The sequence below is a fragment of the Lacticaseibacillus yichunensis genome, assembly GCF_003946405.1.
GTDB classification, from domain to species: Bacteria; Bacillota; Bacilli; order Lactobacillales; family Lactobacillaceae; genus Lacticaseibacillus; species Lacticaseibacillus yichunensis.
In genome coordinates, this window is sequence record NZ_RHOG01000017.1 from 17,170 (window position 1) to 29,899 (window position 12,730).

Below are 12,730 nucleotides of genomic sequence, written 5' to 3' on the forward strand. Positions count from 1 at the left end.
GACAGCGCTTCCACATTTTGCCCAGGCCCGCCCGCCGCTATGCTAAAATAAAGGGCAAGGGAGGACTGCAAATGGCCTACGACATGATTCTGTCACCAGAAAAAACACTGCTGGATCTGCGCTTTGCGGTCCTGCGCAATCGGCTCGTTGACACCTTAACTGAGCGTAACATGCTGGTGCATCAGCGTATTCCTTATTTCAAGGCGCGCTATACGCACGAATTCGGTGACGAAGAACTGCAGCTCGCCATCCTCGATTACCAAGCGGCCCGAGCCAGCGCACGCGTCCGCATGGCCCAAGCATTGAAAAATCAAGGCAAGCCGATCAACGCCAGCACCCTGGCCCAGCAACTCGAGGTCGCCTTTCACGACAAACAGGCCGCGATCAAGCAAGCCAGCGATCTCGTAACATGGGCAACGGATCACCTCGAGAACACCACGCCGTTGAGCCCAGAAGACAGCGAGAAATTGCACACGGATTTCAAGACCCTGGTCAAGGCCCTACACCCGGATCTGCACCCCGACCAATCCCCGCGCGATGCCAATCTGTTTGTCCTTGCCCAAACCGCGCTGGCCGATGGTAATCTTGACTTGATGGCGACGCTGGTCGAGCTGTTGGCCACTGCAGGCACTGAAAGCGTCCCCGCCGCCCCATCGACTGATCCGGCCACCATGACCGCGCCAGGCGCAGATCCATTTCGCTTTGCCAAGCGCGACCTATTTTACCTCGCGCAGCGGTACCTGCACGAAAAAGCGCAGACATTGGCCCTGTATGAAGAATGGCCGCTGAACGTGGCGGGTCTGCTTGACGTCCCGCGGTGGGTGGCGCAGCAGCATGCCCATTATCAGCAGCTCTTGCAACAGTGGCCCTTGCAAGTGGCCGCCGACAATGTGCGCTATGGTGTGCTGATCGGCGACCTAGGAGGCATAAATGACGAACAGTGATTGGACACCCAAACCAATTGACCCACCGGCTGTGCCGTTTCATTTCGATCCGACCAAGCCGACGCCGGCCCCTTTGCCTTTTCCGCGGCCTGGCCAACAGGACATCTTGCTGACCAATCACCACATTGCAGGCACGATGCATGTCGACGACCCCGAGCACCTACTGGATGCGCTCACACTTGGGGCGCAGTTGACCTTGGTGCGGGAACACAACAGTCACGACGCCTTCGCCACGCGCATCGATAGCGCAGACGGGAAGAAGATCGGCTATGTGCCAAAGGGCGACAACACCATTTTCGCCCGGTTGCTGGACGCGGGCCTTCTCGTCTACGCCAAGGTGACTTACTGGGAGACCCGGGGCAAGTGGCCCTATATTCGCGCCGATTTTTACCTGCGCGCGTAATCATGACGGACGACGCAAATACTGCACCGAGGGAATTCATCACGTCCTTGAAAGAACGTGTTTCCTTGCCCTAATTCAAAAAAGCACGCCTCTGCATGTAATGACAGCCATGCAGAGACGTGCTTTTGTGTTCTCATCGTTGACCGGCGCGCAGAGCCCTTGCGACTTCGCGCTGTTGGTCCTTTTTCTTCAAGCTTTCGCGCTTGTCATAGTTGTGCTTCCCTTGGGCGATGCCGATCAGGAGTTTTGCATAGCCATGCTTGAGGTACATTTTCAGCGGCACCAAGGTGAATCCTTGTTGCTCAAGTGCCTGCTGGAGCTTGGCGATCTCTTTTTTGTGCAACAGGAGTTTCCGGCGCCGCAACGGATCAGCATTGAACTGGTTGCCCTCTTTGTAAGGACTGATGTGGACATTTTCCAGCCAGGCCTCACCGTTTTGAATCCGGGCGTACCCATCGCGCAAGTTGATCTTGCCGTCGCGGACCGATTTGATCTCGGTGCCGGTCAGCGCAATGCCAGCCTCATACGTGTCAACGATCGTATAATCATGGCGGGCCTTCTTGTTTTGGGCCAACAAGTTATCCGCCTTGGGCTTCATCTTGGCCACAAGAGGGCCTCCTTTCTGTTAGTGCTGGTTGCCGCCGCGCTGTCCGCGCTGGTTGGGCTTATTCACGCGATTGGCGATCGTCGGATGGAACCCGCGACTTTCGCCAGTCTTACGGTTGCCGCGTTCGCGATCCGGTTGACTGTGCCCGCGCCGTGGCCCGTTGCTTGGCCGTGCGCCCCGTGGATTGCCGCGCGGGATCTCGATGTCGGAGATTGGAATGTCATCCGTTGGAATCAGGGAAAAATCGACTTGGCGTTGCTCGACATCCACATTATCCAACTTGACCTTGCAAGGCTGGCCAATGCGGAAGGTGCGGTGGCTGTTTGAGCCGACCAGCGCCATTTGACTGTCGATGAAGGAATAATAATCATCCTTCATGCGGGAAATGTGAACGAGACCTTCTACCGTGTTCGGCAGCGCCACGAACATCCCGAAGCTGGCCACACCACTGACCACGGCATCGAACTCATCGCCGACTTTATCGGCCATAAATTCGGCCTTCTTCAGGTCATCAACGGCGCGTTCCGCATCGATCGAATGCCGCTCCATCGTCGAACACTGAACGGCGATCTCTGGCAATTTTGCATGCCACTTGTCCTGCACGGTCTCACCGGTGCCTTGGGTCGCGTAGGTGCGAATCAGACGATGCACCGTCAGATCAGGATAGCGGCGAATCGGGCTGGTGAAGTGACAGTAGTATTTCGCGGCGATGCCAAAATGGCCAAGCGGATCATCGGAATAATGTGCCTGCTTCAAACTGCGGAGCAATTTGACATTGACCATCATTTCCTCTGGCGTGCCTGCCACCTCGGTCACAACATCCTGAAGCATTTTTGGCGTCACCGGCTGGCCCTTTTTGATCGGCACGTGAATCCCAAAACTGGAAAGGAAGTCGATGAAATCGGAGATGCGATCATCATCAGGCGTTTCGTGAACCCGATACAGGAATGGCAGATGGAGCTTGTTGAAGTGCTCCGCAACTGTTTCGTTGGCCGCCAGCATGAAGCTTTCGATCATGCGCTCGGACAAGCCGCGATCCCGCAAAACGATATCTGTCGGGTGCCCATTTTCATCGACAATGATCTGCGCTTCGTTTTCTTCAAAATCGATCGCGCCACGGCCATGCCGCATGTTGTACAAAATGGTGTGCATCTCGCCCATCAGATCGAGCATTGGCACAAGGTCCTTGTACTGCTCGCGCAAAACCGGATCCTTATCCGTCAAGATCTTGTTGACGTTGTTGTAGGTCAACCGCCCATGCGAGCGGATCACGCTTTGATAGATCTCGTGGTTGACGACATGGCCCTCGTGATCGATCTCCATGTCACAGGACATCGCCAGGCGATCCACATCCGGATTGATCGAGCAGATCCCGTTGGACAAGCGGAACGGCAACATCGGCACCACGCGGTCGACCAAATAGGTACTGGTCCCGCGGGCGTATGTCTCCTGATCCAGTGGCGAGCCTTCCGTCACATAATAGGACACATCCGCGATATGCACGCCCAGATGGTAATTGCCATTTGGCAGCTGCCACGCGACGACCGCATCATCAAAGTCTTTGGAGTCATCCCCATCGATCGTCACAACAGGCTGATCCGTGATGTCGCGGCGGCCGATGCGGTCCTCGTCCGTCACATGATCCGGAATCGCGTTGGCCTGGTCGAGCGCGTCTTGCGGGTAATCGACGCGGATATCGTTGGCCAGGACCAGTGACATGATGTCGACGCCGGGATCATTTTTATTCCCGAGGTCTTGGGAAATAATGCCGCGCATCGCCTTGGGATGAGTTGCGTCCGGATAATCCGTGATCTCGACCATCATCATATCGCCAAGTTGCGGCAGGCGCCCCGTGTTTTTCACAAAAACAGGGAAGTTCTTCATCTTCTTCTCGTGGCTGGTCACCGTGCCGATAAAGCCGGTGCGCTGCGCTTCGCCGTCTGAAAGCGGGGCATATTCGCCGACTAGTCGGGTGACCTTGCGCTCGACGATCTTGACGACTTCCCCTTCTGGCCCGCGGGTATCGCCGGGGCGAGCCGCCCGCGCGATCTTGACCTCGACCGTATCGCCATCCAATGCAAACGCGGTGCTCGGCGGGGCGATGAACATGTCATTATCCTGGCCTTCCACTGCGACAAAGCCGAAGCCCTTTTCGTTGCCATGGAAAATACCGACCAGTGCGACTGCCTTGGGGCCAAATTGATACTTTTCCCCATCTGTCGGGTGAATCAGGTTGTCATTTTCAAGGCCGGTCAATGCCTGAACAAGCACCTTAAAATCCGCCGCATCGCTCAGTTTGAGCGCACGCTGCAGCGACTGCATCGAGTAATTGATCTGGGGGTTACGGCGGAAAAGGGCCAGCAGTTCATTGCGCATATGTCCGACTGTCGTCATTATTGTTCCTCGTTTTCTTTCTCATTTAAAAATTGAATCACATCTTGGGTCAACTGCTGGCGGGCCGAATTCACCGTCAGCACATGCCCCGCCTCAGCGTACCATCGAAACGTGACCGCGGCATTGGGCAACGCCTGAGCCAACGCCCGACTGCGCGCGGGATCGATCATCTCGTCGCGCCCGCCTTGGGCAATGAAGACCGGTTGCCGAATCTGGCCGAGCCCTGCCGCAACCGTCGAAGCCGCGGCTTGATTGGCCGCCAGCGCAGGCTTGAGCGCCGTTTCAAGCGCCGCCGTCCGGTCCGGGCGCTCGGCCAGCCGGTCCAGATAGGCCGCATATTTCATGAAATTCGGGGCGATCTGCTGCGCCCCTGGCATAACCGGCGACGCAAACACCCCGCCGCAATCGACCGCCAGCTGTTCAAGTGCCTGCATGGCAAAAATACCGCCCAACGACAGGCCAAACACAGCCACCCGCAAATGGGTCGCCGCAAGCGTTTCAACGGCCGCTTGCACCTGCGCCCACCATTGCGCTGGCCGGGCCGTCAGCACCGCCATCGGATCCGGGGTGCCGTGGCCCGCAAACAACGGCGCCTGCACCGCAAACCCCTCACGCGATAGCGCATGCGCCAGTGAATTCACATCATTTGGACTGCCGGTATAGGCGTGCAACAACAGGACCCCGGTCGGCCGGTCGCCCGGCAGATCCAGTGGCTGTGGGGCGCGCATTTTGACTTGCATCTTCAAAAAAAGCCCCCTGTCTTCCAGGAGACCATACTAGTGAGATGCAAGATACACCAGAACAAGCGAAAGTCCGAAGAAGATGACGCCCAAGACGACGGTCACTTTCTCCATGAAGGCTTCATAACCGCGTGATTTGGATTTGCCGAACAGATCCGTCGCGCCGCCGGACAACGCACTCAAGGCGTCCTGTTGCTTACTTGGCTGAAGCAATGTTGCGATCACGATCACGATCGAATCGATGATCAATAGATTGAGTAAAATGGCTTGCAAGCTGCTGCCTCCCTTGCATAAAGTCGCTAATAGTAGACTACCACAACCAGCGCTCATTGACTAGTATGTTCATCTTTGATTGCCTCTGCTGTTTGATGAATCGCAGCCGCCACCGCCGCCCGCTGCGAGCTATCCGTCAGCAGAACCAGCGTGTCCCCGGCGCGAATCACCGTATCGCCATGCGGTAGGATCGTTTTTTCCCCGCGCTGGATACCGGAAAGCAGCGTCTGTTCCGGCCACTGAAAATCACGGACGAGCCGATCCTCCAGCGGGCTTCCCGCAAACACAGGCAACTCCAGCCGGTCCATGTGGGTGATGCCGGCGACTTTTTTGCCCACCGTCAGCCGCTCGAGCAGTGATTCATAGATCGGCGCACCGCCTAGCAGATCGACCACCAGATACGCGACCAGCGCGAGCAGCGCCATCGGCATCAATAGCGTCAGGTTCCCCACCATTTCCGTGATCAACAGAATAGCGGTGAATGGCGCCTTGCCGATGCAGGCAAAATAAGCGGCCATCGAGAAAATGATCAGGTTCATCACGTAATTTTCCGGGAGCAAGCCCATCTGGTGCATGAAGGTCCCGTAGATGGCCCCGATCACGGCGCCCAGTGACAGAATGGGTAAAAAGATCCCGCCAGGTAGCCCGGAGCCATACGACACCATGGAAAAGACGAAGCGAAGTACAAACAGAAGCAGAAGTAGCGATAAACCGGGCACGTTTTTGCCAAACCCGATGATCATCTGATTGCCGCCGCCCAAGATCGTCGGCAGCCACACGCCGATGGGAATCACGAGCAGAAATGGGATGATACCCTGAAACGCCCGCGGAATATGGGTCAACGCATACAGACGCGGCATCGCGAGGAGCACTTTTTGATACAAATAGCCCAGCAGCCCCAGCAAGATCCCGAGCAGAAGCAAATGCCAGTACAGGTCAACCGGCATCGGGCGTGAGTAGGTCAGATGAAGCACTGGCACCTCACCGAACACATTCAGCGAAATGAAGTCCGCCGCCAGTGCGCTGGCCAGGCTCGTGACCCAGACCAGCGGAGAAAAGTTATGGTAGACCTCCTCAAGCACAAATAGGGTGCCGGCGATCGGCGCATCAAACGCCGCAGACAGCCCCGCTGCCGCGCCGGCCGCGATCATGATACGGCGCTCACTGCCTTGCCGCTTCCAGCCGGCCGCCACCCCTTGGCCCACCGCGGCCCCAAGTTGAATCGAGGGGCCTTCTCGCCCAAGAAACAGGCCAGGGCCGATCGCGAGAATCCCGGCGGTGAATTTTTTCCAGAGAATCGACCACCAGTTGAATTCGAGCTCGCCTTTCAGTTGGCCCTCGACCTGCGGAATCCCTGAACCCGAAATGTTCGGCTCACTTTTCAGCAGCAGGCCCACCACGATCGCCAAGACCACGCTACCCAGCGCGATCAAGGTCAGAAGCCCGGCGCTGGGGTGGCGGTACAGTGTCTGCATGAACTCTAGAATTTCTTCGATTCCCAACCGAAACAAGCTGATCACCCCGCCGGTCAGCAAGCCGACAACAACGCCTTGTAATACTAATCGCAGACGGGTGAGATCCCACTGCCGCTTTTTTTGCCCAGCGCTCATCGCCGCGCCTCCTCGTTTAGTCCAATGCTTCCATTATACACCGCACACCCCTGCTTGTAGCCCGGTGGCGCAAGGTTCACAGCCAGGCGCTGGAAAAAAAGCCTCACGCCACCGTTTTTTTCCGCAGACACAAAAAGCGCCCCTCCAAATGGAGAGACGCTTTTCGAAAGCCAGTCGACTAGTCGATCGCCTTAACGTTGTAGAAGGACTTGCGGCCCTTGTACAAAGCAGAGGTGCCGAGTTCGTCTTCGATCCGCATGAGCTGGTTGTACTTCGCGATACGGTCGGTACGGCTCATGGAACCAGTCTTGATCTCGCCGGCGTTCGTTGCAACAACGAGGTCCGCGATGGTCGTGTCTTCAGTTTCACCGGAACGGTGGGAAACAACGGCCGTGTAGCCGGCTTCCTTCGCCATTTCGATCGCTTCGAAGGTCTCGGTCAAAGTCCCAATCTGGTTCAACTTGATCAGGATGGAGTTCGCAACGCCCATATCGATCCCCTTCTTCAGGTAATCGGTGTTGGTCACGAACAGGTCATCACCGACGATCTGGACTTTGTCGCCCATCTTCGCGGTGAATTTCTGCCAGCCTTCCCAGTCATTTTCGTCGATAGGATCTTCGACGGAAACGATCGGATACTTGTCAATGTAGGTCGCAAGCAGGTCGATGAATTCATCAGTCGTGTAGCTGGTGTCAGGATCGGACCACTTGAGGGTGTACTGCTTGGTCTCTGGATCGTAGAACTCAGAGGAAGCAACGTCAAATGCGATCGCAACATCATCGCCAGGCTTGTAGCCAGCCTTGGTGATCGCCTGGACGAGGAATTCAAAAGCCTCTTCGTTATCCTTCAAGTTCGGGGCAAAACCGCCTTCGTCGCCGACGGAAGTGATGTCACCCTTTTCCTTCAGGAGTGCCTGAAGGGCGTGGAAGGTCTCAGCGCCCATGCGAATCGCTTCGCGGACGGTCTTCGCACCAACAGGCATGATCATGAATTCCTGGAAGTCGATGGTGTTGGTGGAATGTGCGCCACCGTTGATAACGTTCATCATTGGGGTCGGGAGCACATGCGCGTTCGGGCCGCCAAGGTATTGATACAGAGGCAGACCAACTTCGGAAGCCGCAGCACGGGCTGCAGCCAGGGAAACGCCCAAGATCGCGTTAGCACCAAGCTTGCCCTTGTTCGGGGTGCCATCAAGATCGATCATGGTCTGGTCGATCAGACGCTGCTCGGTGGCATCAAGGCCGATGACCGCTTTTGCGATCACGTCATTGACGTTGGCAACGGCCTTCAGAACACCTTTGCCGCCAAAACGGGACTTGTCGCCGTCACGCAATTCAACGGCTTCGTGTTCGCCGGTGGAAGCGCCTGACGGAACGAGGGCACGGCCAAAGCCGCCATCTTCCGTGTAAAGTTCAACTTCAACAGTCGGATTGCCGCGAGAATCGAGGACTTCGCGGGCAAGAACATCTGTGATAATAGACATACGAGATCTCCTTTTTGCCTTATGGGCTAATAGTTAGTCTTGATAGTTTGCCAATGCGATGAAGCTTTCTGGGTCCATGGAAGCACCGCCGACGAGACCGCCATCGATGTCTTCCTTGCCCATCAGTTCCTTCACATTAGAAGGCTTAACGGAACCGCCGTAAAGAATGCGAACGGCATCCGCGGTTGCTTCGTCGTAAAGCTTGGCAACGGTCTTACGGATATGGGCCACAACTTCTTGTGCCTGATCCGCAGTCGCCGTCTTGCCGGTGCCAATCGCCCAGATCGGTTCGTAGGCGATGACACTGACCTTGACCTGCTCCGCCGTCAAACCGGCCAGGGCAGCATCGACTTGGGAAGCCACCCAGTCGTTGGTCTGACCAGCTTCACGCTGCTCGAGGCTTTCGCCACAGCAGATGATTGGAAGCAAGCCATTTTTGAAAATAGCTTTCGCCTTCTTGTTGATATCCTGATCAGTTTCGTGGAAATAGCCGCGACGTTCGCTGTGGCCGATCACAACGTAGTCAAGACCCATTTCCTTGAGGGCTTTCGGGCTGGTCTCGCCAGTGAACGCGCCTTCGTCTTCGAAGTAGCAGTTCTCAGCGGCCGTCTGAAGCGGCTGATCTTTTGCGCCTTCAACCAGGGTGAACAGATCGATCGCAGGTGCAGCGATAACGGTCTGAACCTTGGAAGAATCAGGCAGTTTGCCCTTGACCCCATCCAAAAAGGCTTGGGTCTCTTCCGGGTTCTTGTTCATTTTCCAGTTGCCGGCAATAATTGGTGTACGCATTGTAAACTCCCTTTCGCTTCTGGTAATTACTTGTCAGAGATCGCAGCGATACCTGGCAAGGTCTTGCCTTCGAGGTATTCGAGGCTTGCGCCACCGCCAGTGGAGATATGCGTGATCTTCGGTGCGATGCCGAGCTGCTTTGCAGCCGCAGTGGAGTCGCCGCCGCCGATGATGGTCGTTGCGTCGGTCAGATCGCCGAGTGCCTGACCAACTTCAAGCGTCCCCTTGGCATAGTTAGGCATTTCAAAGACACCCATTGGGCCGTTCCAAACGACCGTCTTGGCACCCTTCAACGCAGCCTTGATGTCTTCAACAGACTTCGGGCCGATATCCAAGGCCATGTAGCCATCAGGAATGTCGCCTTCAACAACTTTGTGAGGCGCATCGTTGTTGAATTCAGTTGCGACCACGTTGTCGACTGGCAAAAGCAGCTTGTCGCCAGCTTCTTCCATGATCTGCTTGGCCAATTCGATCTTGTCAGCTTCAACAAGGGAGTTGCCGATAGAAAGACCCTTCGCTGCCCAGAAGGTATAGGTCATGCCGCCGCCAACGATGATCTTGTCAGCCTTAGGAACAAGGTTGCGGATCACGCCGATCTTGTCGGAAACTTTTGCACCACCAAGAATGGCGATGAATGGGCGCTTCGGGTTTTCAACCGCTTCACCCAAGAACTTGATCTCTTTTTCCATCAGGAAGCCAGCAGCTGCCTGTGGCATGTTGGAGGCAATGCCAACGTTCGAAGCATGGGCACGGTGCGCCGTGCCAAATGCATCGTTGACGTACAGGTCGCCCAAAGACGCCCAGTACTTGCCAAGTTCAGGATCATTGCCGGATTCCTTTTTGCCGTCAAGGTCTTCGAACCGGGTGTTCTCCATAACGAGAACATCGCCGTCGTTCATCTTGGCGATCGCATCTTCAAGCTCTTTGCCGCGAGTCGCCGGAACAAAGGTGACCGGCTTCTTCAGCAATTCAGAAAGACGCTCTGCAACAGGACGCAGGGACAATTTTGCCTTATCTTCTTCGGTCTTGATACGGCCAAGGTGAGAAAGCAAGATCGCCTTGCCACCGTTGTCGATCACGTATTGGATGGTCGGCAGGGCTGCAACGATACGGTTGTCATCACCGATGACACCATCTTTGATCGGCACGTTGAAGTCAACGCGGATCAACACTTTTTTGTCTTTGACGTCAAGGTCAGACACAATCAGTTTTGCCATTGAATAAAACCCTCCTAAAATAGAAAAGCTATGTTCACAGGAGATGCCTGACATCTCCTGAAAAAAAGGCGGAGGGAGTCTCTCCCTCCGCCTTCTTGATGCGGTAATAAAGAGTGTTACTCCAGATTAGAGAGTAGCAAACTTCAGCAAGGTACGAACCATCTGGCAAGTGAAGCCATATTCGTTATCGTACCAAGCAACCGTCTTAACCAGCTGATAGTCACCCGCGGTGGTAACTTCAGTCTGGGTCGGGTCGAAGACAGAGCCGTAAGTTGTGCCGATGATATCGGAAGATACAACTTGGTCTTCGTTCCAGCCGAAGCTTTCGTTGCCGTCGGTGTGCTTCTTGATGGCTTCGTTGATCTGATCAGCAGTGACGTTCTTGGTCTTCAGGATGGAAACCAATTCGGTCAGGGAGCCGTCAACAACGGAAACACGCTGTGCGTGGCCCTGCAGCTTGCCAACAAGTTCTGGGATAACCAGACCGATAGCCTTAGCAGCACCAGTGCTGTGAGGAATCGTGTTAACAGCAGCAGAACGTGCAGCACGCAGGTTGCCACCACGAACAGGGCCGTCAAGCAGCATCTGAGTGGAGGTGTAAGCATGAACCGTCGTCATGGTACCAACTTCGATGCCGAAGTCCTTGTTCAGGAAGTAAGCCATCGGTGCCAAGCAGTTGGTCGTGCAAGAACCAGCAGAAACGATCTTGTCGTCAGCAGTCAAGGTATCATCGTTAACATTGTAAACGATGGTCTTGATCTTGCCAGCAGGAGCAGAGATCAGAACACGCTCTGCACCGGCATCCAAGTGAGCCTGAGCCTTTTCAGCAGAGGTATAGAAGCCTGTGCATTCGAGAACATACTGAACGCCGTCGTTCTTGACCCAAGGAATGTTTTGTGCCTGAGGTTCAGCATAAACACGGTATTCCTTGCCGTTCACAACGATGCCGTTGTCGGTTGCACTAACTTCACCAGGGAAGGTGCCGTGAGTGGAATCATACTTGAGCAGGTGTGCCAGCATAGCCGGGCTCGTCAGATCGTTGATCGCAACAACTTCGATGTCAGAGCTCTTTGCGCCAAGTTCGAAGATGCGGCGGAAGGCCAAACGACCGATACGGCCGAAACCATTGATACCAATTTTAACAGTCATGCTAAAATTTCCTCCTTTAGGAAATAAGAGTTTTATTCTAACGGGTCTCCCCAGTTAAAATCGAGTTTGCAGCGCCGATGTCCGTGATCAACCACGTGTGCTTCGGCGCGTTGTGCATGTATGCTTCGATCGCTTTTGCCTTTGAACGGCCACCGGCGACGGCGAAAACATACGGTATGTGATCAAGATCCGGAATCTGAAGGCCAATTCTTGGGATCTTGTAAATGACGCGCCCTTCTGCATCAAAGAACGTGCCAAACGTTTCTGAAACAGCCTGTTGTGCAGTGAGGCGGCTGATCGCTTCCGGCGCCATTGAACGGCGCTTTGCCATGACCAACGCATCCCCTATACTATGAATCACAACCTGGGCATTGTCAATCATTTGCAACACTTGCTGAACGGCTGGTTCCTTCAACAATGGTTGGTAAGATTCGGCGCTGACGTTTTCTGGAACATAGAGGACACGGTAGCGGCTATCCGTTGCTTCCGCCATGGCCGCAGCCACAGAGTTCGCCTGAATCGCGACCGCCTCGCCGACCCCGCCACGTGCTGGCACGAAGGTGAGCTCGCGGCCGGCAGACACCTTGTAGGACATCTGATCGGCCATGCGTGCCATTGTCGTGCCACCCATCACCGCGATGGTCAGCTGCCCCTCCGGCAACACCGTCGAAAGCGTCTGGGCAAGCGTCTTGCCCATTTCGTCCAGCACCCGGCTGCTCTGATCACAATCGCCATTGACGATCATGCAGTGCGCAATGCCGAGTTGAGCTGCGAGCTTTTTTTCATCTTCCTTGAAGCCCAGCAACTGGTTCATCAATTGCTGAAGCCCTTGGAAGCACTCGCGGCCTTTGCTGGTCAACACCATGCCGGATTTGGACGAGCCAAGCATCCCTTGCTTGCGAAGAAAATCGGTCTCAGTCCGCAACGCGCGTTCTGATGTCTTCATTTGTTCAGCCAGGGTGCGGCGGCCAACAGGGGCAAGCCAGTTGACAAACTGCAGGACCTGATAACGTTTGGTGATGACGTCGACCACATCCGGCGCCATCGCTTCGATCCAGGCGAAGTCAGAATGCATCAGCCAAATCCCTCTCAGTGGGTCGCTTAGCGTCCAACTGTGTCGT

General features: G+C 55.5%; 12 protein-coding genes. 2 read left to right on the forward strand and 10 right to left on the reverse strand.

Going from position 1 to position 12,730, the window contains the following annotated elements; genetic code table 11:
* The first annotated feature begins 71 nt into the window (after nucleotides 1-71).
* Both EKM95_RS06490 and EKM95_RS06495 read left to right on the forward strand, forming a co-directional pair.
* Complete coding sequence (locus EKM95_RS06490) at nucleotides 72-944, forward strand: hypothetical protein (protein WP_125697033.1); 873 nt, start codon at nucleotides 72-74, stop codon at nucleotides 942-944.
* Nucleotides 931-1,347, forward strand: a complete 417-nt coding sequence (locus EKM95_RS06495; RefSeq protein ID WP_125697034.1) for an HIRAN domain-containing protein — start codon at nucleotides 931-933, stop codon at nucleotides 1,345-1,347. Before EKM95_RS06490 ends, EKM95_RS06495 begins: the two co-directional genes overlap by 14 nt.
* A 133-nt stretch (nucleotides 1,348-1,480) precedes the next feature.
* On the opposite strand, the gene smpB is transcribed toward EKM95_RS06495, so the two are convergent.
* From smpB to EKM95_RS06545, 10 genes are all read right to left on the reverse strand, one after another.
* Entirely contained in the window at nucleotides 1,481-1,945 is a 465-nt protein-coding gene (smpB, locus tag EKM95_RS06500; protein WP_125697060.1) for an SsrA-binding protein SmpB, read from the reverse strand.
* A gap of 27 nt (nucleotides 1,946-1,972) precedes the next feature.
* The gene (gene rnr, locus EKM95_RS06505; RefSeq protein ID WP_125697035.1) at nucleotides 1,973-4,348 is read right to left on the reverse strand and encodes a ribonuclease R; all 2,376 of its coding nucleotides are present in this window, start codon (nucleotides 4,346-4,348) and stop codon (nucleotides 1,973-1,975) included.
* Complete coding sequence (locus EKM95_RS06510) at nucleotides 4,348-5,088, reverse strand: alpha/beta hydrolase (RefSeq protein ID WP_225423208.1); 741 nt, start codon at nucleotides 5,086-5,088, stop codon at nucleotides 4,348-4,350. The genes rnr and EKM95_RS06510 overlap by 1 nt, the downstream gene beginning before the upstream one ends.
* Before the next feature lie 36 nt (nucleotides 5,089-5,124).
* Nucleotides 5,125-5,361: a preprotein translocase subunit SecG gene (secG, locus tag EKM95_RS06515; protein WP_125697036.1), complete on the reverse strand. Its 237-nt coding sequence runs from the start codon at nucleotides 5,359-5,361 to the stop codon at nucleotides 5,125-5,127.
* Nucleotides 5,362-5,414: 53 nt separating this feature from the next.
* Nucleotides 5,415-6,971 (reverse strand): ClC family H(+)/Cl(-) exchange transporter, encoded by a 1,557-nt coding sequence (locus tag EKM95_RS06520; RefSeq protein ID WP_125697037.1) that lies wholly within the window; start codon nucleotides 6,969-6,971, stop codon nucleotides 5,415-5,417.
* 178 nt (nucleotides 6,972-7,149) lie between these two features.
* Complete coding sequence (eno, locus tag EKM95_RS06525) at nucleotides 7,150-8,454, reverse strand: phosphopyruvate hydratase (RefSeq protein WP_125697038.1); 1,305 nt, start codon at nucleotides 8,452-8,454, stop codon at nucleotides 7,150-7,152.
* Between the two features lie 33 nt (nucleotides 8,455-8,487).
* Nucleotides 8,488-9,243, reverse strand: coding sequence for a triose-phosphate isomerase (gene tpiA / locus EKM95_RS06530; RefSeq protein ID WP_125697039.1), 756 nt, complete (start codon nucleotides 9,241-9,243; stop codon nucleotides 8,488-8,490).
* Nucleotides 9,244-9,269: 26 nt separating this feature from the next.
* The gene (locus EKM95_RS06535; protein ID WP_125697040.1) at nucleotides 9,270-10,460 is read right to left on the reverse strand and encodes a phosphoglycerate kinase; all 1,191 of its coding nucleotides are present in this window, start codon (nucleotides 10,458-10,460) and stop codon (nucleotides 9,270-9,272) included.
* A gap of 126 nt (nucleotides 10,461-10,586) precedes the next feature.
* Nucleotides 10,587-11,609, reverse strand: coding sequence for a type I glyceraldehyde-3-phosphate dehydrogenase (gene gap, locus EKM95_RS06540; protein WP_125697041.1), 1,023 nt, complete (start codon nucleotides 11,607-11,609; stop codon nucleotides 10,587-10,589).
* A 37-nt stretch (nucleotides 11,610-11,646) separates the two neighbouring features.
* Nucleotides 11,647-12,684 carry a sugar-binding transcriptional regulator gene (locus EKM95_RS06545; protein WP_125697042.1) on the reverse strand — a complete coding sequence of 346 codons (1,038 nt, stop codon included), beginning with the start codon at nucleotides 12,682-12,684 and terminating at the stop codon, nucleotides 11,647-11,649.
* Between the last annotated feature and the right edge of the window lie 46 nt (nucleotides 12,685-12,730).

Coding starts and splice junctions, on each gene's coding strand:
- EKM95_RS06545 (WP_125697042.1), bottom strand. CDS start 12,684: ATGCATTCTGACTTCGCCTGGATCGAAGCGATGGCGCCGGATGTGGTC.
- EKM95_RS06490 (WP_125697033.1), top strand. CDS start 72: ATGGCCTACGACATGATTCTGTCACCAGAAAAAACACTGCTGGATCTG.
- gap (WP_125697041.1), bottom strand. CDS start 11,609: ATGACTGTTAAAATTGGTATCAATGGTTTCGGCCGTATCGGTCGTTTG.
- EKM95_RS06510 (WP_225423208.1), bottom strand. CDS start 5,088: ATGCAAGTCAAAATGCGCGCCCCACAGCCACTGGATCTGCCGGGCGAC.
- eno (WP_125697038.1), bottom strand. CDS start 8,454: ATGTCTATTATCACAGATGTTCTTGCCCGCGAAGTCCTCGATTCTCGC.
- smpB (WP_125697060.1), bottom strand. CDS start 1,945: ATGAAGCCCAAGGCGGATAACTTGTTGGCCCAAAACAAGAAGGCCCGC.
- EKM95_RS06495 (WP_125697034.1), top strand. CDS start 931: ATGACGAACAGTGATTGGACACCCAAACCAATTGACCCACCGGCTGTG.
- tpiA (WP_125697039.1), bottom strand. CDS start 9,243: ATGCGTACACCAATTATTGCCGGCAACTGGAAAATGAACAAGAACCCG.
- EKM95_RS06520 (WP_125697037.1), bottom strand. CDS start 6,971: ATGAGCGCTGGGCAAAAAAAGCGGCAGTGGGATCTCACCCGTCTGCGA.
- EKM95_RS06535 (WP_125697040.1), bottom strand. CDS start 10,460: ATGGCAAAACTGATTGTGTCTGACCTTGACGTCAAAGACAAAAAAGTG.
- rnr (WP_125697035.1), bottom strand. CDS start 4,348: ATGACGACAGTCGGACATATGCGCAATGAACTGCTGGCCCTTTTCCGC.